Origin of the sequence: Flagellimonas meridianipacifica, assembly GCF_003001695.1 — a bacterium.
Classification (GTDB): Bacteria; Bacteroidota; Bacteroidia; order Flavobacteriales; family Flavobacteriaceae; genus Flagellimonas; species Flagellimonas meridianipacifica.
Genome location: NZ_PVYX01000003.1, coordinates 82,066 through 99,017, shown reverse-complemented (window position 1 = coordinate 99,017; position 16,952 = coordinate 82,066). Strand labels below are relative to the sequence as shown.

Sequence of the window (16,952 nt, the reverse complement as noted above, 5' to 3'; positions counted from 1 at the left end):
ATTGCGATAATTATGATTAAAATGCTTTTAGTTTATTCTATTCTTCCAAACGGATATCCAAGCCCAAACCTTTAAGTTCGTGCATCAATACGTTGAAAGATTCTGGCAATCCAGGTTCTGGCATAGTCTCACCTTTTACAATGGACTCATAAGTCTTCGCCCTACCGATTACATCATCCGACTTTACTGTCAAGATTTCACGTAGCGTAGAAGAAGCTCCATAGGCCTCCAATGCCCATACCTCCATTTCACCAAATCGCTGACCACCAAACTGGGCTTTACCACCCAATGGTTGTTGCGTAATCAATGAGTATGGTCCAATAGACCTGGCGTGCATCTTATCGTCTACCATGTGACCTAATTTCAACATGTAGATAACACCAACGGTTGCCGCTTGATCAAAACGCTGACCTGTACCACCATCATAAAGATGGGTGTGTCCAAATCTTGGAACGCCCGCTTCATCGGTAAGTGCATTTATCTGGTCTAGCGTAGCTCCATCAAAAATTGGCGTACCATATTTTCTACCTAATTTCTGACCGGCCCAACCTAGAACCGTTTCATAAATCTGACCAATGTTCATACGAGATGGCACCCCAAGTGGGTTCAAGACGATATCCACTGGTGTTCCGTCTTCCAAGAAAGGCATATCTTCCTGACGAACGATACGTGCCACGATACCTTTGTTACCGTGACGACCTGCCATCTTGTCTCCCACTTTCAGCTTACGCTTTTTGGCGATATAGACCTTGGCCAACTTCATGATACCTGCAGGAAGTTCATCACCAACTGAAATGGTGAATTTATCCCTTCTCAAGTTTCCTTGAATATCATTCAGCTTAATCTTATAGTTGTGCAATAGGTCAGCAACCAAAGTATTTGTAGCATCATCCGTAGTCCAACTACCGCTTACCAAGTGAGCGAAGTCATCAACGGAGTTCAACATTTTGATGGTATATTTCTTTCCTTTTGGAAGCACTTCCTCTCCCAAATCGTTCATTACACCTTGTGAAGTTTTTCCACTTACCAATCCAAAGAGTTTTTCAACCAAAACATCTTTTAATTGCTGGAATTTCACTTCGTAATCCATTTCCAATCGGGAAATCGCTTCTTTATCTTCGGAACGCTTACGCTTATCCTTGATGGAGCGAGAGAACAACTTCTTATCGATTACCACACCTCGCAAAGATGGAGAAGCTTTCAAGGAAGCATCTTTTACATCCCCTGCTTTGTCACCAAAGATGGCGCGAAGTAGTTTTTCTTCTGGAGTTGGGTCTGATTCCCCTTTTGGTGTAATCTTACCAATCAGGATGTCACCAGGTTTAACCTCGGCTCCAATACGGATCATACCATACTCGTCCAAATCTTTGGTAGCTTCTTCAGATACGTTAGGAATATCATTGGTCAATTCCTCAGCACCCAATTTGGTATCTCGTACCTCAAGCGCATACTCATCAATATGAATGGATGTGAAGATATCTTCACGAACCACTTTTTCAGAAATAACAATTGCATCCTCGAAGTTGTACCCTTTCCATGGCATAAAGGCCACCTTCATGTTACGACCCAAAGCCAATTCTCCAGCTTGCGTAGCATATCCTTCACAAAGCACCTGTCCTTTCTTCACCTTGTCCCCTTTTCTTACGATAGGTTTCAAGTTGATGGAAGTACCTTGGTTGGTTTTTCTGAATTTAACCAAGTTATATGTCTTGGAGTCTTCTTCAAAACTTACCAATTTTTCCTGCTCGCTTCTGGAGTACTTTATGGTAATTTTCTGAGCATCCACATATTCCACGACACCATCACCTTCGGCATTGATCAACACTCTAGAATCTGTAGCAACTTGTCTTTCAAGACCTGTACCCACAATAGGAGAATCCGGTCTTAACAGTGGAACCGCCTGACGCATCATATTTGAGCCCATCAAAGCTCGGTTTGCATCATCGTGCTCCAAGAAAGGAATCAAAGAAGCAGAAATGGAAGCAATCTGGTTTGGAGCAACGTCCGTATAGTTTACTTCACTAGGATCTACTACTGGAAAATCCCCTTCTTCGCGGGCAATTACCTTATCAGAATCAATTTGTCCATCCTCCTTCATTGGAATGTTAGCCTGAGCTATTTTCATTCCTTCCTCTTCCTCAGCACTTAGATAGGTAAACTCTTTGGTGTTTACCTTTCCATCCTCCACTTTTCTATATGGTGTTTCCAAGAATCCCATTGGATTTACTTTGGCGAAAACACCCAAGGAAGATATCAAACCAATGTTTGGTCCTTCAGGAGTCTCAATAGGACAAAGTCTTCCGTAGTGCGTGTAGTGAACGTCACGAACCTCAAAACCTGCTCTTTCACGGGAAAGACCTCCAGGTCCAAGTGCCGATAGTCTTCGCTTGTGCGTAATCTCAGCCAATGGATTCGTTTGATCCATAAACTGAGACAACTGGTTGGTACCAAAGAATGAGTTGATAACTGAAGATAATGTCTTCGCATTAATCAAATCAATAGGCGTAAATACCTCATTATCCCGAACGTTCATACGCTCACGGATGGTACGTGCCATACGCGCCAAACCTACTCCAAACTGAGAGGATAATTGCTCTCCCACGGTTCTAACACGACGGTTTGACAAGTGATCGATATCATCAATCTCCGCTTTGGAATTGATTAGCTCAATCAAATATTTGATTATGGTGATAATATCTTCCTTGGTCAAAACCTGCTTGTCCATTCCGATATCAAGACCTAACTTTTTGTTCATTCGGTAACGCCCAACTTCTCCCAAATTGTATCGTTGGTCAGAGAAGAACAGCTTGTCGATGATTCCACGTGCAGTTTCCTCATCGGGTGGTTCAGCGTTACGCAATTGTCTATAAATGTGCTCTACCGCTTCTTTTTCAGAGTTGGTAGGGTCTTTTTGTAATGTATTATAGATAATGGCATAATCTGACTGTGAACTATTTTCTTTATGAAGAAGAATAGTTTTCACATCAGCGTCCAAAATTTCATCTACATGTTCTTTTTCAAGAATAGTATCACGATCAAGGATAATCTCGTTTCTTTCGATGGAAACTACTTCTCCTGTATCCTCATCTACGAAATCCTCATGCCATGTGTTCAATACCCTTGCTGCCAATTTTCGGCCCAACACTTTCTTAAGTCCAGCTTTGGATACTTTTATTTCCTCGGAAAGGTCGAAAATCTCTAAAATGTCCTTATCACGCTCAAATCCGATAGCACGGAAAAGTGTGGTTACGGGTAATTTTTTCTTTCTATCAATGTAAGCGTACATAACGCCATTGATATCAGTAGCAAATTCAATCCAAGACCCTTTGAAAGGAATTACCCTTGCAGAGTACAATTTGGTTCCATTCGCATGGAATGATTGTCCGAAGAATACCCCCGGAGATCTGTGCAATTGAGAAACCACAACGCGCTCAGCACCGTTGATTACGAATGTACCACTAGGTGTCATGTAAGGGATAGTACCCAAATACACATCCTGAACGATGGTTTCGAAATCCTCGTGCTCAGGGTCAGTACAGTATAATTTCAAACGTGCTTTTAACGGAACGCTATAGGTAAGTCCCCTTTCGATACATTCTTGGATGGAGTATCTAGGTGGATCTATAAAGTAATCCAAGAATTCCAGTACAAACTGGTTTCTGGTATCTGTAATTGGAAAATTTTCCATGAAGGTGTTGTAGAGCCCTTCATTTCCTCTCTCGTCAGATTTGGTCTCAAGCTGGAAAAAGTCTTGAAACGACTTGATCTGAATGTCCAAGAAATCCGGGTATTCCGGTATGTTCTTAGCGGATGCGAAATTTACTCTTTCAGTATGATTTGTGAACATCAATGGACAAATTTTGATAGTGAATTCTCTAGTGGGTCATGTGTGCCATCACACATAGCTGTAAAAACAGGCTAAGGTCTAACCATTTTTATGGAAAGACCTTAACCCAATTTGTATGGTAAAAGCTATTATTTAAGCTCAACTTCTGCTCCTGCTTCTTCCAAAGATTTTTTGATACCCTCAGCTTCGTCTTTAGCAACTCCTTCTTTAACAGCTTTAGGAGCACTATCAACGATTTCTTTAGCATCTTTCAATCCAAGACCTGTAAGTTCTTTAACCAACTTAACAACAGCTAGTTTAGAACCACCAGCTGCGGTAAGGATTACGTCAAATTCTGACTTTTCTTCAGCGGCTTCTTCACCACCTCCAGCAGCGGCACCACCTCCAGCAACTGCAACTGCAGCAGCAGCAGGCTCAATACCGTACTCTTCTTTTAATATGTCAGCCAACTCGTTTACCTCTTTTACGGTTAGGTTAACCAACTGTTCTGCAAAATCTTTTAAATCTGCCATTTTTCTATCGTTTAATCAAATTTGTAAAATATACTTAGTTATTGTGCGCGAATTATTTTTCAGAAAGGGTTTTAAGGATACCTGCCAATTTACCACCTCCGGACTTAAGACCAGAAATAACGTTTTTGGCTGGGGATTGTAACAATCCAATGATATCTCCGATAACTTCCTCCTTGGACTTAATATTTACAAGTGCATCCAAGTTCTCATCCCCTACATAGATAGCTTCTTCGATAAAAGCCCCTTTAAGTAAAGGTCTATCAGATTTCTTTCTGAAGTTTTTGATAAGTTTTGCCGGTGCATTCCCAGTTTCGGACAACATCAAAGATGTATTGCCTTTTAACACTTCGGGAAGTTCACCAAACTCCTTATCTGAAGCTTCCATTGCTTTTGCGAGCAAGGTATTCTTCACTACTGCAAGCTTAATGTTCGCCTTGAAACATGCTCTTCTAAGGTTAGAAGTAGCAACAGCGTCCAAGCCGGAAATATCCGCCAAATAAATATTGGCATTATCGGCCAACTGTGCAGTCAAGTCCTCTATTACGATTGCTTTTTCTTCTCTTGTCATAATTAAATTATTGAGCTACCAGTTATTAAACTGCTTTTGGATCTAATTGAACACTGGGACTCATTGTGCTGGAAAGGTAGATACTCTTCATGTATACCCCTTTTGCTGCAGCAGGCTTCAACTTCACCAAAGTATCTATCAATTCTTTGGCATTTCCAGCAATTTTATCTGCCGAAAAAGATGATTTACCAATTGCTGCGTGCACAATTCCAGTTTTGTCCACTTTAAAATCTATCTTACCTCCCTTAACATCGGTTACAGCCTTAGCCACATCCATTGTTACAGTTCCGGTTTTTGGATTGGGCATTAAACCTCTTGGTCCTAAGATTCTACCTAAAGGTCCTAGTTTACCCATAACACTAGGCATGGTGATGATAACGTCAACGTCTGTCCATCCCCCTTTGATTTTATCCAAATATTCATCCAACCCTACAAAGTCAGCACCAGCTTCTTTAGCTTCTGCTTCCTTGTCTGGGGTCACCAATGCTAAAACTTTCACTTCTTTTCCTGTTCCGTGAGGAAGTGTTACCACACCACGAACCATCTGATTGGCTTTTCTTGGATCTACACCCAAACGAACTGCCAAATCAACAGAAGCGTCAAATTTTACATTGGTAATTTCTTTTATTAAAGCCGATGCCTCTTCCAAGGAATACAATTTATTCCTGTCAATTTTGGAATGGGCTTCTTTTTGCTTTTTCGTTAATCTTGCCATTATAAAATTGCTTTACGATTAAAAAGGTCTTTTTCCAGACACCTTAAGTCCCATGGATCTAGCCGTACCAGCAACCATCATCATTGCTGATTCAACTGTAAACGCATTCAAATCGGCCATTTTATCTTCCGCGATTTGTTTTACTTGATCCCAGGAAACGTTACCTGATTTTACCCTGTTAGGCTCGCCAGATCCTTTTTTAATCTTAGCTGCTTCCATCAATTGAACTGCCGCGGGTGGTGTTTTTACAACAAACTCGAAAGATTTGTCTTTGTAAACGGTGATAACAACCGGCAATACTTTGCCCTGTTTGTCCTGTGTACGTGCATTAAACTGCTTACAGAACTCCATAATGTTAACACCAGCAGCACCTAAGGCGGGTCCAACCGGTGGCGATGGATTCGCAGCACCTCCCCTAACTTGTAATTTAACTACCTTATCTACTTCTTTTGCCATTGTTTTTAATTAAATGTAAAAGTGTGTTAATTGGAAGCAACACAACTTTCTATATGTAACAGCTCTATTAAATTTTTTCTACTTGCATGTAGCTAAGTTCCAATGGTGTTTTTCTTCCGAAAATTTTCACCATTACCTCTAGCTTACGCTTTTCTTCATTGATTTTCTCAACAGTTCCATTGAAACCATTGAAAGGTCCATCAATAACCTTTACTGTTTCGCCAAGTACAAATGGAATGGCTACGTTATCTGTGTTAACGGCCAATTCATCCACTTTCCCTAGCATTCTGTTCACCTCAGACTTTCTTAATGGCACGGGATCACCTCCTTTTGTTTCACCTAAGAATCCAATTACGTTGGTAATTGATTTGATGATGTGTACCATCTCTCCTCCTAAATTGGCTTTGATCATAATGTACCCAGGAAAGTAAACCCTTTCTTTGTTGATTTTCTTTCCATTTCTGATTTGCACCACTTTTTCAGTGGGTACTAAAACTTCTTCCAGGTAATCACCAAAACCATTTCTCTCTACTTCACTCTCAATGTAGCCTTTGATTTTATTCTCCTGGCCACTGACAGCTCGTACTACATACCATTTTTTCTCAAGAACCTCTGACATATCGAACTATCCTATTACTTGTTCAAAATACAACGTGATCAATTTGCTGAACAAAGAATCGACTCCCCAAGTTGCAAGGGCAAAAAGAATGGAAAAAACAGCAACAACAACCATAAGGTTTGATGCCTTTTCCCGGTTTAACCAGGTTACGTTATTTTTCAATTCTTCGAAAGACTCTTTTACATATGTCAACATAACAATAACTGTATTTTCTTGCACGGGCGGAGAGGCTCGAACTCCCGACACCTGGTTTTGGAGACCAGTGCTCTACCAACTGAGCTACGCCCGTTTTTTGGCGTTCTTTCACTCGAAAAATCGAGATGAGCTACACCCGTTTATAATTACACTGAAAGGTATCCGCCAATTGACGGACACCCTTTAGTGCAATACTTTATATAAAATAATTAATCTAGGATTTCAGTAACCTGACCAGCTCCTACAGTTCTACCACCTTCACGGATAGCAAAACGCAGACCTACATTCAATGCAATAGGCTGAATCAAATCAACTGTGATTGTCAAGTTATCTCCAGGCATAACCATTTCAACTCCATCAGGAAGATTAATGTTTCCTGTTACGTCAGTCGTACGAACGTAGAACTGAGGACGGTAGTTGTTGTGGAATGGTGTGTGACGACCACCTTCTTCTTTTTTAAGGATATAAACCTCCGCTTTGAACTTAGCATGTGGTTTAACAGAACCTGGCTTACAGATTACCATACCTCTTTTGATATCGGATTTTTCAATACCTCTCAAAAGAATACCTACGTTATCTCCAGCTTCACCTCTATCCAAAATCTTACGGAACATCTCTACCCCAGTAATTGTAGAAGCAAGTTTTTCAGCACCCATACCAATGATATCAACAGCATCACCAGTGTTGGCAACACCTGTTTCAATACGACCAGTTGCAACGGTACCACGACCAGTAATGGTGAATACATCCTCAACAGGCATCAAGAAATCTTTCTCAACATCTCTTTCAGGAAGTTCAATCCACTCATCAACAGCAGCCATCAATTCCATTACAGTGTCAACCCACTTTTGCTCACCGTTCAAAGCACCTAGCGCAGAACCCGCGATAACAGGACCGTTGTCACCATCGTACTCGTAAAAAGAAAGCAATTCCCTTACTTCCATTTCAACAAGCTCTAAAAGCTCGTCATCGTCAACCATGTCAACTTTGTTCAAGAAAACAACGATTCTAGGAATACCTACCTGACGACCTAAAAGGATGTGCTCACGAGTTTGTGGCATAGGACCATCTGTTGCAGCAACAACCAAGATAGCACCGTCCATTTGAGCAGCACCAGTAACCATGTTCTTTACGTAATCCGCGTGACCTGGACAGTCAACGTGAGCGTAGTGACGGTTCTCAGTTTGATACTCAACGTGAGAAGTGTTAATAGTAATACCTCTTTCTTTTTCTTCAGGAGCGTTGTCGATAGAATCGAAGCTACGAAGCTCAGACAAACCAGCGTTCGCCAAAACAGTGGTAATAGCAGCAGTCAATGTAGTTTTACCATGATCAACGTGTCCAATAGTACCAATATTTAAGTGCGGTTTGGAACGATCAAAAGTTTCCTTTGCCATTTTAAATAATTTTAATCTTAGTTTATATTAGTGTACAAATCGTTTTCGAGCCAATGACGGGATTTGAACCCGTGACCTCTTCCTTACCAAGGAAACGCTCTACCCCTGAGCTACACCGGCGTAAAGTGTTGAATCAACTCCTCAAAAATTCCTTTTCTAGAGGAAGAGATTCCTGCCTTCGCAGGAATGACATTAATGTCTTTTAGAGCGGGAGACCGGGTTCGAACCGGCGACATTCAGCTTGGAAGGCTGACGCTCTACCAACTGAGCTACTCCCGCATTTTTTTTGGAACAAGTCCAAACAATTTCACTATTTCAAAAAACTTCCCTTTTTAAGTTGTTCCGCGAACAACTTTTTGTGGGGAGAGCAGGATTCGAACCTGCGAAGGTGAAAACCAACAGATTTACAGTCTGTCCTCGTTGGCCGCTTGAGTATCTCCCCGCCTTATTTTCAGTATCTTACGAGCCGATAGAGGGACTCGAACCCACGACCTGCTGATTACAAATCAGCTGCTCTAGCCAGCTGAGCTATATCGGCATTTTGCCACTTTTTTAAGCATAAAAAAGTCCGCTATTTCTAACGGACTGCAAATGTAGCGTTTTATTTGTTTATTCAAAATAAATTTGAAAAATTTTTAATCAAGCCTTGGCCCTTAGTTTTTCCTTCTTTTTCACCAATTGTCTTTCCAAAGAACTACAGGCGGAATCAACTGCTTCTTCAAAGGATTTACACTGTTTTTTTACGATGAATTTATCTCTCGGCACTAACAATTTAATTTCCACAATCTTATTCTCTTTTGCACTGGTGTTATCCACCTTCAAATAGACATCAGAACTAATGACCTTATCATAAAACTGATCTAACTTGTCCATTCTTTTTTGAACGAAATCAATCAATTTTCCATCCGCCACAAAATTTACAGATTGTGCATTTACTTTCATATGGTTTTTGTTTTTAGGGCCACCAACAGAGGTAGACTGGTTAAACTTCGACAAGAGCATTACTTCTTGTTCCTGGGGTGGGCCTTGAGATGTGCTTTTTTTAGCTCAGCTATACTATTATGGGTGTACACCTGTGTGGACGCCAAGCTCGCGTGGCCCAATAACTCTTTCACAGCATTTAAATCGGCTCCTTGATTTAGTAAATGGGTTGCGAAGGTATGTCTTAAGACATGTGGACTTCTTTTTACTTTAGGAGACACCAAACTAAAATACTTATTTATAGTTCGATAAACAAGTGTTTCATAAATTTTAAGCCCCCCTTGGGTCAAAAACAAATAGGTATCATCTTGGACTTTTTCAAGCTTGGAACGCTCGTCAACATAATGGTCCATTAACGACATTACCTTGGGCAGTAAAGGAAGTATGCGTTCTTTATTTCTTTTTCCTAAAACCTTTATGACTTTTTTTGCCCAATCTACATCGCGCAGCTTAAGATTAACAAGTTCAGTTCTCCTAATCCCGGTAGCGTATAACATTTCTATCATTAATCTATCCCTAAGACCTTCAAAGTCATCATTGAAAGGAATCAATGTCAACACCTTGTCCATTTCTATTTCGGAAAAAGGCACCTCTACTTTCTTTTTGGTTTTTAGAGCTTTGTGCTTTACCAATGGAGAAGATGTAATTTGACCCGTCTTTTGAAGAAACTTATAATAAGCATTCAAGGAAGATATTTTTCGATTGATGCTTCTATTGGTCAATCCGCTGTCTGCCAAATGTACTATCCAACTGCGAATAAAGGAATAAGGGATTTTGTCAATGTCTTGAACATCAAATTCATCAGAACAGAAGTGGTTAAATACTTTCAAGTCTTTTTCATACGCCAGTATGGTGTGCTTGGAATAGTTCTTTTCCAGCTTCAAATACTCAACAAATGCATGGACTGACATATTTCAAAGGTATCAAATTACAACATGTACAAAAAAGAACATCCCTTGTAGAAATTCTACAAGGGATGCTATATATATATTATTAGATGTAGCTTTAAATCTCTTCGCTATCTCTAAGGCTTTGAATATACTGTGCCTTTTGCACCACAGCTCTTCGCTTCACAGAAGGCTTAGTATATTGTTGTCTAGAACGCAACTGGCGCATTGTGCCAGTTTTGTCAAACTTTCGTTTGAAACGTTTTAAAGCTCTATCTATGTTTTCTCCTTCTTTTACTGGTATTATCAACATGGGCTACAACCTCCTTTCTTTTAGATTTTGGACGGCAAAGATATGACTTAATTTGAATTGTAAACTATTCTGAGGACAAAATTTAACTCTGCGGAACTGGAGCGAAGCTTTTTTTGTCAATCATAATTTTGGCCAATATCTCTTTCAGGATTTCTGAAGTACCTCCGCCAATGCGACCTAATCGGCTATCTCTAAGCATTCTGGCAAGGGGATACTCCTCCATATATCCGTATCCACCTAACATTTGTAGACATCCGTCAATGACCTTATCTGCCATTTTGGTAGACATCATTTTGGAAATCGTCGCTTCTTTAACCGAATATATGCCTTGATTCAGTTGATTCGCTACGATGTAGTTATAGCTTTTGCACATTTCCATTTCGGAGGTCAATTCCACCATGGTATGTCTAAGAGCCTGAAAAGTATCCAAAGATTTTCCAAAAGCGGTACGCTCTTTCATATAATCCATAGTATACTGTAAAGCATGCTCTGCTCTGGCGTGCGCATTAATACCCATAACCAAACGTTCTAGGTCCAAATGCTGCATAAGATAGGAAAAACCTTTATTCTCCTCTCCCATCAGATTTTCAAGAGGTAATTTCACATTGTCGAAGGCAATTTCGGCAGTGTCCGAGGCTCTCCATCCCAGTTTATCAAGTTTAGTAGCCGTAACACCTGGAGTATCTCTATCAACTAAAAAGATACTTATTCCTTTATTCCCTAATTCGGGTTGTGTTTTGGCCGATACTACCAAATAATCGCTGTAGAAACCGTTGGTGATGAATGTCTTGGAACCGTTCAATACGTAATGGTCATCCATTTTAACCGCAGAGGAACGCATCCCCGCCACATCTGAACCTCCAAAAGGCTCGGTGATACAAAGACATCCTATTTTATCTCCCATGATACTGGGAGCTAGGTATTCATTTTTAATACGCTCATCTCCCTCTGCATTCAGATGGGTCATGGCTAAATAAACATGGGCCCACATCGCAGCGGCAAATCCACCGGAATTAACTCTTTGAAGTTCTTCCAACAAGATAACGGTATAGAAAAAGTCCAGGTCCAAGCCGCCATACGCCTCTGGGTAAAGAAGACCAAAATAGCCCATCTCGCCAAACTTGTTCCAAATAGAACGGTCAATTACACCTGTTTTTTCCCAATCGTCCACATGAGGAACCACTTCTTTCTGCAAAAAATCGCTAAGACTTTCTCGAAATAATCTATGCTCTTCATTAAAATAGGTATCAACCATAACTAAAAACTAATCAACTTTAAAAGACAAATATAATTCAATTCTGTCAATCTTTTCTTCAGAAACGTTAAACACATTAGTCATCTCGTTTAACGAACGTAAAGGTCCGTTTTCTTCTCGATATTTCACAATTTCTTTGGCCTGGAAAGGTTTTATATACACTAGTTGGGCAATTTCGGTAGCTGTAGCATTGTTAATGTTGATTTTTTTGATTTCAGGAAGAGGACGAAGTACTTGAAAACGTTGAAGAATTGCTTCAACAACATGGGATTCCAATCCATAAACATCGTAAAGCTGCCCATTAGTTAAGAAACCGCCCAATCTATCCCTGAACTTTACTATCCGTGCTGATAGCTTTTCCCCTACGCCGTAAACCTCTCTGAGTTGTTCTGTCGTCGCTTTGTTCAAATCAATTATAGTATTTGATGGGATGGATTGCTTCCCTTTATTTGAATCCTTAGCCGTGTAGGTATTTGAACTGTTATTCTTTTGCTTCCATTCGGGAAATTTGAAGTAGGAAGAAATTGCCAAAAGCAAAGAATCAGAAACTTGGGTTACTTCTTGAAACTCAGTGGCAGAATTCACATATCTCCCCGTTTTCCTGAATTCAAAAAGTCGGTCAATTTCTTTCGGGGACATTCCTAAAGTATATCCTTTATAGTCCGATATAAAGTTAGGATTGAAGGGATAGATTTTTCGACTACCCTTCTCTATTGCCAATTGTTTTAGACTATCCACTTGATGTTGTACCTCTGCATCAAGCATAAGTGCCTGATTGGTGTTTGCAGGTGTTGCTCTTACCAAAACATAGGCAAGCTGAAGAAGGACAATTAACAGTACCAAAAAGAAAATCCCATTTCGTTCTTGCTTGGTGAACCTGAAATGGGATTTAAAATCTTTCAAAAGTGCAAAATTATTTTCCTGACTTTATTGCATCCAAATAGCGTTTCAACTGTTTTTTCACTTCTGGGAAAAGGAAATACAGCCCAACCATATTGGGGAATACCATGGCAAAAATCATAGCATCCGAAAAAGCCCAAATAGAATCCATACTTGCTGCTGCACCAATAACCACGAAGGTCAAGAACAACAACTTATAGGTTAAATCGGTTTTCATTCCTCTACCGAATAAAAATTTCCATGATTGAAGCCCATAATAAGACCAAGAAATCATTGTAGAAACAGCAAACAATACAACTGCCACTGTTAGGAATACATTGGAATATGGAATATACTCGGCAAATGCTTTGGAAGTAATTCCAGCTCCTTCATAAGGAAGACCATCAATCATAACAACACCTGAACCATCTCCACCATAATCAAAAACACCCCCAAAGTTAAATATGATAATAACCAAGGCCGTCATAGTACAGATTACAACGGTATCGATAAAAGGTTCCAAAAGGGCAACCAAACCTTCAGATGCCGAATACTTGGTTCTTACAGCCGAGTGGGCAATGGATGCTGAACCCGCACCCGCCTCATTGGAAAATGCAGCTCTCCTGAATCCAACCAATAATACTCCAATTACCCCACCAACTCCTATTGCTGTTGGGTTAAAGGCTTCGGTAACAATCAGGCTTATAGCATCATCAACAAGACTGAAATTACCAAAGATGATATAAAGACAAGCTAAAATGTAAAGCAGGGCCATAAAAGGAACTACTTTCTCCGTTACCGATGCAATTCTTTTTATTCCACCAATGATAATGATACCCACCAACAATGCCAAAACAACTCCAATTATAGTACCTGCCATAGTGCTCTCCCATCCGAACAATTCTTTAACCACGATGGTGGCTTGGTTTGATTGTGCCGCATTTCCTCCACCAAATGAACCTCCGATACAGAAAATGGCGAATAGCGCTGCTGCAATCTTACCTAAGGTTTTAAATCCTCTATTTTTAAGACCTCGGCTTATGTAATACATGGGACCACCATATACGGTTCCGCTTTCATCAACATCTCTATATTGAACACCAAGTGTACATTCTACAAACTTGGTCGACATACCTAGAAGCCCACAAATGATCATCCAAAATGTGGCTCCCGGTCCTCCCAAGGCTATCGCCAAAGCTACACCCGCAATGTTCCCATTACCCACAGTTCCCGATACTGCGGTGGCCAATGCCTGAAAGTGACTTACTTCTCCTTCTTGACTTTCATCACGAATGGTATCGGGTAAATCCCCGTCTACAATATTTACTTCAGCTTTTTCTACGCCATGACCTGCACTTCCCTCCAATTCATCATATTTTCCTCGCACTACGTTGATCGCAGTCCAAAAATGGCGAATATTCGGAAACTTAAAATATAACGTGAAGAACAAGGCACTTCCTACCAAAAGAATAAGTACAAAAGGAGTTCCAAAAACGGGAAAGAAAATAACGGTATTGAAAAAATCAGAAACAGGCTTAAAAGCTTGATCTATCTTCTGATCTAACCCTATTTCAGCGGTTTCTTGAGCGAATGTAAGCAATGGTAAAAACAGAGTGAAAATCGTTAGAAGTCTATACTTCATAATTTGAAAAGTTTGGTACGTTAAATTGATGTAAAGTGGGCAATATCCTAAAAAAAATCTTCGGAATCAAATAATGCACCTGTTAAACTAGCCAATGCTAAACATTTGATTCAGCTTTTTTATTTGTTCCGCTCTTCCTAGAACGATGACCTTTCCTTTTGGCTCCAATACCAAATCCGCTTCTGGGTTGATGATGTAATTTCCGTTTGGATCTATATACCCAATTATGGTGCAGCCCGTTTTACGCCTCAAATCCAAATCCTTAATGGAATTGCAATCCACTTGGGTGGTCAAATCCTCTATTTCCACTTCCTCTAGGTTCGTAGTGTTTTCTCCTTCCATGGACAATTGGTTGATGAACGTGATTAAATCTGGCATGACCACAAGAGACGCCATATGGTCTCCCCCTATTTTATCTGGCATAATCACTTTGTTTGCCCCCGCGAGTTGTAATTTGGTAAGCGAAGTAACCTGGGAGGCCCTGCTTATAATAAACAGGTCTTTGTTAAGCTGTCTTGCGGAGAGTACTATAAATAAATTCTCTGCATCATCTGGAACCGCAGTAATTAGGTATTGAGCCCTCTCTATTCCTGCCTCAACCAATATTTCATCCTCGTTAGCGTCGCCTTCCACAAAAAGTATTTCATCTTCAAACCGTTCAATGACTTCCCTGTCCTTTTCAATGACCACAAATGGTTTTTTGTATGCTTTCAACCTATCGGCAGCTTGCATTCCATTTCTTCCAAATCCGCAGACCACAATGTGGTCTGATAGGGCTTCAATCTTTTTTTTCACTTTTTTCTTTTTTAAAATTTGAAGTGAGTTTCTTCCCAATAAGTATTCTGTTACCACCGAGATGGCGTATCCGAAAATAAAAACACTGGTAACGATTAAAAATACAGTAAAAATCTTCGCATCTTCATCCAAAGGCCGTACTTCGGAGAAACCGACCGTAGTTACGGTTATGATGGTCATATAGATGGCTTCAATCCATGTAAAATCTGAGAACAATTTGTACCCAACAACTCCAATCACCAAAACAAGAATCATCAAGAAAAGAGCCAGAACAATTTTGGAACGGAACAATCTAACCATAAACTATAAATCAAAAACTGATGTTCTCTTGGTATATACTAGGTCCTTGATTTTTAGCCAAAATGCCATAAAAAGATATAAGGCAAAACCAAACCCCAAAGTTGCAAAAGTTAAATAGATGAAAGTAATTCGCACCACTCGGGCCCGTATACCAATTCGTTCAGCGATGCGACGGCATACCTCAAAGCCTCTTTTTTGAAAGTAATACAAAAGGTTGTAAAAAAAAGACATGGCTAAAAGTATACATTTCTGTTCAATAAATTCACTCCAACGGCACAATGCAAACACTTTTTTTGAGAGCAATATGCGGTATACAATTGTATTTTGGCCTGACTCTCCAACGCATTTTCCGATTGAACTTTAAGGTCATTAAAACCTTCAACTATTGTGTTTGATTCACTTTTAATCTTTGAAATCAAATCTACCAACTCTTCATTCCATTGCTTTCCAATTCTTTGAGCATAACTGAATTTCAATGGAATTACGGTATTAATGAGCAGTAAGTCTATAAAGGCTTTGGATATTTGCCGCTTGCTTTTTTTGCTTGACTTTCCAAATGTGAAGTGATTTTCCCAATATGAACTAGCCAACACTTGAAAAACATGATAATAGTCTTCCAAGCTATCAATTGCCATCAATCGTTGAAAAAAACCGCAGTTTTTATAATATAGATTTGCAAGTTGAGAAATACGAAGGGTAGGAAAACTTGTTGGTCGCATGCCATAGAAAGCTGGTTTTTCTTCTGGAATTTCCAATTCAAACTTCTGGGTTAGATAACCATACTCCTTTTTTAATTCTAGGTAATACCTATCCGTGCAATCTTCAACCTCCAAAAGCCCAAAATGACCAAAAAGAAGACTTTCCAATTGAAGAAGGTCTGTGCTGGTCTTCCGTACAATTGAAAAATCCAGTTTTAAAGCACGATTCAAAAAGAATGAACCGTTGATTTTTGTTCCAAAACTTTTGCAAAGCAATGAGAATAAAACAGCCTCCCAATTGTTATTGGACTTTTGTAATAGTGCTCCAATGTGTTTTGATTTTTGCTCCAAGCGTTCAAAGTAGAGCCGCTCTTCCCAACTTTTCCACATTACTGGAGCCATGTCGGCAATACTTCTCTCACAATTGATGAACTTAATCTTGGAAGTATCCATCAATGCCTGATATGAAACCAGAAGTTCCTCTGGAATGAGGTGTTGCAATACCAAAGTAGCAATCTGGGACCCATCTTTTCTGAAAACAGCGATATCGTCCTCCCATACCACATGAAGGATTACATTGTCGTAGTTTTTATCAATTTCATGATGATGGGCATACCAGTCGGAAGACTTAAGGTGCATTTCAATGTTTCCGGCCCATTGTTGGTCGTCAATCAGAATTCGTGCATTCAAAAAATCTGGACCCTCACCAGAATTGGGAAATCCAAAATTGATTATTTGTAATTCTTCTTTTTGCTCAGTGAACAGTTTGGATAAGGGAATCTTTTTATACTGCCATATATAATGGAGTAGGTCTTCTCGCATGATTTGGGACTTAAGTTTTAAACTGACTGCGTATTTTTTGAGGTGTAGGTTAATACGCAGTCATAAACTTA

At 39.9% G+C, this 16,952-nt stretch carries 17 protein-coding genes and 5 tRNA genes; all 22 read right to left on the bottom strand.

Going from position 1 to position 16,952, the window contains the following annotated elements; all coding sequences use genetic code 11:
• Window positions 1-37: 37 nt before the first annotated feature.
• On the bottom strand, window positions 38-3,847 hold the full coding sequence (gene rpoB / locus CLV81_RS19905; protein WP_106147922.1) for a DNA-directed RNA polymerase subunit beta: 3,810 nt from the start codon (window positions 3,845-3,847) through the stop codon (window positions 38-40).
• Between the two features lie 128 nt (window positions 3,848-3,975).
• A complete protein-coding gene (gene rplL / locus CLV81_RS19900) occupies window positions 3,976-4,359 on the bottom strand; it encodes a 50S ribosomal protein L7/L12 (protein ID WP_106147920.1) in 384 nt (127 codons plus the stop codon).
• A gap of 52 nt (window positions 4,360-4,411) precedes the next feature.
• Window positions 4,412-4,927, bottom strand: a complete 516-nt coding sequence (gene rplJ, locus CLV81_RS19895) for a 50S ribosomal protein L10 (RefSeq protein ID WP_106147919.1) — start codon at window positions 4,925-4,927, stop codon at window positions 4,412-4,414.
• A 25-nt stretch (window positions 4,928-4,952) separates the two neighbouring features.
• A complete protein-coding gene (rplA, locus tag CLV81_RS19890; protein ID WP_106147917.1) occupies window positions 4,953-5,642 on the bottom strand; it encodes a 50S ribosomal protein L1 in 690 nt (229 codons plus the stop codon).
• 18 nt (window positions 5,643-5,660) lie between these two features.
• Window positions 5,661-6,098, bottom strand: coding sequence for a 50S ribosomal protein L11 (gene rplK, locus CLV81_RS19885; protein ID WP_106147915.1), 438 nt, complete (start codon window positions 6,096-6,098; stop codon window positions 5,661-5,663).
• A gap of 67 nt (window positions 6,099-6,165) precedes the next feature.
• Window positions 6,166-6,717 (bottom strand): transcription termination/antitermination protein NusG, encoded by a 552-nt coding sequence (nusG, locus tag CLV81_RS19880; protein ID WP_106147913.1) that lies wholly within the window; start codon window positions 6,715-6,717, stop codon window positions 6,166-6,168.
• 6 nt (window positions 6,718-6,723) lie between these two features.
• Window positions 6,724-6,912, bottom strand: coding sequence for a preprotein translocase subunit SecE (secE, locus tag CLV81_RS19875; RefSeq protein ID WP_106147912.1), 189 nt, complete (start codon window positions 6,910-6,912; stop codon window positions 6,724-6,726).
• A 21-nt stretch (window positions 6,913-6,933) separates the two neighbouring features.
• Window positions 6,934-7,006 (bottom strand) — tRNA-Trp (locus tag CLV81_RS19870).
• Between the two features lie 115 nt (window positions 7,007-7,121).
• On the bottom strand, window positions 7,122-8,309 hold the full coding sequence (gene tuf, locus CLV81_RS19865; RefSeq protein ID WP_106147910.1) for an elongation factor Tu: 1,188 nt from the start codon (window positions 8,307-8,309) through the stop codon (window positions 7,122-7,124).
• Between the two features lie 48 nt (window positions 8,310-8,357).
• Window positions 8,358-8,429 (bottom strand) — tRNA-Thr (locus tag CLV81_RS19860).
• 86 nt (window positions 8,430-8,515) lie between these two features.
• A tRNA-Gly gene (locus CLV81_RS19855) sits at window positions 8,516-8,588 on the bottom strand.
• 80 nt (window positions 8,589-8,668) lie between these two features.
• A tRNA-Tyr gene (locus tag CLV81_RS19850) sits at window positions 8,669-8,751 on the bottom strand.
• 22 nt (window positions 8,752-8,773) lie between these two features.
• Window positions 8,774-8,847, bottom strand: a tRNA-Thr gene (locus CLV81_RS19845).
• A gap of 101 nt (window positions 8,848-8,948) precedes the next feature.
• A complete protein-coding gene (gene hpf / locus CLV81_RS19840; RefSeq protein WP_106147908.1) occupies window positions 8,949-9,251 on the bottom strand; it encodes a ribosome hibernation-promoting factor, HPF/YfiA family in 303 nt (100 codons plus the stop codon).
• Window positions 9,252-9,310: 59 nt separating this feature from the next.
• Complete coding sequence (locus CLV81_RS19835; RefSeq protein ID WP_106147906.1) at window positions 9,311-10,201, bottom strand: tyrosine-type recombinase/integrase; 891 nt, start codon at window positions 10,199-10,201, stop codon at window positions 9,311-9,313.
• A gap of 94 nt (window positions 10,202-10,295) precedes the next feature.
• Entirely contained in the window at window positions 10,296-10,490 is a 195-nt protein-coding gene (gene rpsU, locus CLV81_RS19830) for a 30S ribosomal protein S21 (RefSeq protein ID WP_106147904.1), read from the bottom strand.
• Between the two features lie 82 nt (window positions 10,491-10,572).
• Window positions 10,573-11,745: an acyl-CoA dehydrogenase family protein gene (locus CLV81_RS19825; RefSeq protein ID WP_106147903.1), complete on the bottom strand. Its 1,173-nt coding sequence runs from the start codon at window positions 11,743-11,745 to the stop codon at window positions 10,573-10,575.
• 9 nt (window positions 11,746-11,754) lie between these two features.
• The gene (locus CLV81_RS19820; protein WP_106147901.1) at window positions 11,755-12,648 is read right to left on the bottom strand and encodes a ComEA family DNA-binding protein; all 894 of its coding nucleotides are present in this window, start codon (window positions 12,646-12,648) and stop codon (window positions 11,755-11,757) included.
• A 10-nt stretch (window positions 12,649-12,658) separates the two neighbouring features.
• Window positions 12,659-14,266, bottom strand: a complete 1,608-nt coding sequence (locus CLV81_RS19815) for an alanine/glycine:cation symporter family protein (RefSeq protein ID WP_106147899.1) — start codon at window positions 14,264-14,266, stop codon at window positions 12,659-12,661.
• An 87-nt stretch (window positions 14,267-14,353) separates the two neighbouring features.
• A complete protein-coding gene (locus CLV81_RS19810) occupies window positions 14,354-15,361 on the bottom strand; it encodes a potassium channel family protein (protein ID WP_106147897.1) in 1,008 nt (335 codons plus the stop codon).
• A gap of 3 nt (window positions 15,362-15,364) precedes the next feature.
• Window positions 15,365-15,592 carry a PspC domain-containing protein gene (locus CLV81_RS20840; protein ID WP_106147895.1) on the bottom strand — a complete coding sequence of 76 codons (228 nt, stop codon included), beginning with the start codon at window positions 15,590-15,592 and terminating at the stop codon, window positions 15,365-15,367.
• 2 nt (window positions 15,593-15,594) lie between these two features.
• Window positions 15,595-16,881 carry a DUF2851 family protein gene (locus CLV81_RS19800; RefSeq protein ID WP_106147893.1) on the bottom strand — a complete coding sequence of 429 codons (1,287 nt, stop codon included), beginning with the start codon at window positions 16,879-16,881 and terminating at the stop codon, window positions 15,595-15,597.
• Between the last annotated feature and the right edge of the window lie 71 nt (window positions 16,882-16,952).

Excerpts from the sequence above, each read along its gene's own strand:
- rpoB (WP_106147922.1), bottom strand. The coding sequence starts at position 3,847 with ATGTTCACAAATCATACTGAAAGAGTAAATTTCGCATCCGCTAAGAAC.
- rplL (WP_106147920.1), bottom strand. The coding sequence starts at position 4,359 with ATGGCAGATTTAAAAGATTTTGCAGAACAGTTGGTTAACCTAACCGTA.
- rplJ (WP_106147919.1), bottom strand. The coding sequence starts at position 4,927 with ATGACAAGAGAAGAAAAAGCAATCGTAATAGAGGACTTGACTGCACAG.
- rplA (WP_106147917.1), bottom strand. The coding sequence starts at position 5,642 with ATGGCAAGATTAACGAAAAAGCAAAAAGAAGCCCATTCCAAAATTGAC.
- rplK (WP_106147915.1), bottom strand. The coding sequence starts at position 6,098 with ATGGCAAAAGAAGTAGATAAGGTAGTTAAATTACAAGTTAGGGGAGGT.
- nusG (WP_106147913.1), bottom strand. The coding sequence starts at position 6,717 with ATGTCAGAGGTTCTTGAGAAAAAATGGTATGTAGTACGAGCTGTCAGT.
- secE (WP_106147912.1), bottom strand. The coding sequence starts at position 6,912 with ATGTTGACATATGTAAAAGAGTCTTTCGAAGAATTGAAAAATAACGTA.
- tuf (WP_106147910.1), bottom strand. The coding sequence starts at position 8,309 with ATGGCAAAGGAAACTTTTGATCGTTCCAAACCGCACTTAAATATTGGT.
- hpf (WP_106147908.1), bottom strand. The coding sequence starts at position 9,251 with ATGAAAGTAAATGCACAATCTGTAAATTTTGTGGCGGATGGAAAATTG.
- CLV81_RS19835 (WP_106147906.1), bottom strand. The coding sequence starts at position 10,201 with ATGTCAGTCCATGCATTTGTTGAGTATTTGAAGCTGGAAAAGAACTAT.
- rpsU (WP_106147904.1), bottom strand. The coding sequence starts at position 10,490 with ATGTTGATAATACCAGTAAAAGAAGGAGAAAACATAGATAGAGCTTTA.
- CLV81_RS19825 (WP_106147903.1), bottom strand. The coding sequence starts at position 11,745 with ATGGTTGATACCTATTTTAATGAAGAGCATAGATTATTTCGAGAAAGT.
- CLV81_RS19815 (WP_106147899.1), bottom strand. The coding sequence starts at position 14,266 with ATGAAGTATAGACTTCTAACGATTTTCACTCTGTTTTTACCATTGCTT.
- CLV81_RS19810 (WP_106147897.1), bottom strand. The coding sequence starts at position 15,361 with ATGGTTAGATTGTTCCGTTCCAAAATTGTTCTGGCTCTTTTCTTGATG.
- CLV81_RS20840 (WP_106147895.1), bottom strand. The coding sequence starts at position 15,592 with ATGTCTTTTTTTTACAACCTTTTGTATTACTTTCAAAAAAGAGGCTTT.
- CLV81_RS19800 (WP_106147893.1), bottom strand. The coding sequence starts at position 16,881 with ATGCGAGAAGACCTACTCCATTATATATGGCAGTATAAAAAGATTCCC.